This window comes from Acinetobacter sp. YH12136 (genome assembly GCF_013418545.1).
GTDB classification, from domain to species: domain Bacteria; phylum Pseudomonadota; class Gammaproteobacteria; order Pseudomonadales; family Moraxellaceae; genus Acinetobacter; species Acinetobacter towneri.
In genome coordinates this window covers 1-1,205 of the sequence record NZ_VPBV01000072.1, presented here as the reverse complement: position 1 = coordinate 1,205, position 1,205 = coordinate 1, and the positions used below count along the sequence as shown (strand labels likewise).

Genomic DNA, 1,205 nt, shown 5'->3' with positions numbered 1-1,205 from the left:
CAATACAAAAAATTTCTGTAAAATCGTACATGGTAGTTAGAGCCTTTGGGTTGTGTCGTAACTTTCTAAATGGCTCTAACTACCTTTTTTTCAAGGGCTTTTCTTATCCGTAATTCGGGTTAATATAGATGCAATGCAAATACAACACAGATGGATTGGTCAGCAAATGTTAAAACAAAGTGTGTTTACCATGGCAGCAATGCTTATCAGCTTCAATACGATGGCAGCCAACACCGTGGTAGAAATGACAACCAGCATGGGCAATATTGAAATCGAACTGTTTAATGACAAAGCCCCAGTTTCTGCAAAGAACTTTGAAAACTATGCCAAGTCAAACTTCTATAACGGTACGATCTTCCATCGTGTTATCCCAGGCTTTATGGTGCAAGGCGGTGGTATGGATGCCAATATGCAAGAAAAGCCAACCAAAGCGACCATTCGTAATGAATCAAGTAATGGATTGAAAAATACCCGTGGTACCTTGGCGATGGCACGTATGAATCATCCTGATTCTGCCAGCAGCCAATTCTTTATTAATGTGGTAGATAACGATTTCTTAAATCGAAGTCCACGTAACGCAGGCTATGCGGTATTTGGTCAAGTCACTAAAGGTATGGATGTTGTCGATAAAATTGTAAAAGTACCAACAGGCAACTATGGCATGCATCAAAATGTACCGAAACAAGCGGTAAAAATACTCAGTGTGAAAGTGAAAGAGGCTGCCCCAACAAAATAAGCGGATTTAGATTGCAAAAATATGAAAAACATATTTTTAATTTAAAATTATAGGGTTAGTGCGAGTTTTGTGTGTTTTTGAACCAAAATAGTGCGTAAAAATCCAACACTCGTGAAAACAAGCAGTTAAAAGCACTTGCACGTGTAGGAAATTGCCCTATAATGCACCCATCCCGACGCGAAACAGCCTACGAACTTAGCTTACAGGGTTGAGTTGTTAGAAGTGTTTTGCGTTAAAATTTCTGCTGACGAGGCAGAAATTGAGATCATTAAGAGATTATGAAGAACAACTTGTGTGGATTTTTACTGATTGATTGATCGAACATATTTCATTGATTGATTTGTTTAAATTACTCGAAGTTTATTTGAGCGAAATTTAAGTCAGAAAATTGATGAGCCAGATTTGGAAGTTTAGATTAAAGCTTCAAAATGATTTTAACTGAAGAGTTTGATCATGGCTCAGATTGAAC

At 37.6% G+C, this 1,205-nt stretch carries 1 protein-coding gene; it reads left to right on the top strand.

The window, feature by feature from the left end; genetic code table 11:
• Positions 1 to 166 precede the first annotated feature (166 nt).
• Positions 167 to 736: a peptidylprolyl isomerase A gene (locus FTU71_RS14495; RefSeq protein WP_004969822.1), complete on the top strand. Its 570-nt coding sequence runs from the start codon at positions 167 to 169 to the stop codon at positions 734 to 736.
• The last annotated feature ends 469 nt before the right edge of the window (positions 737 to 1,205 follow it).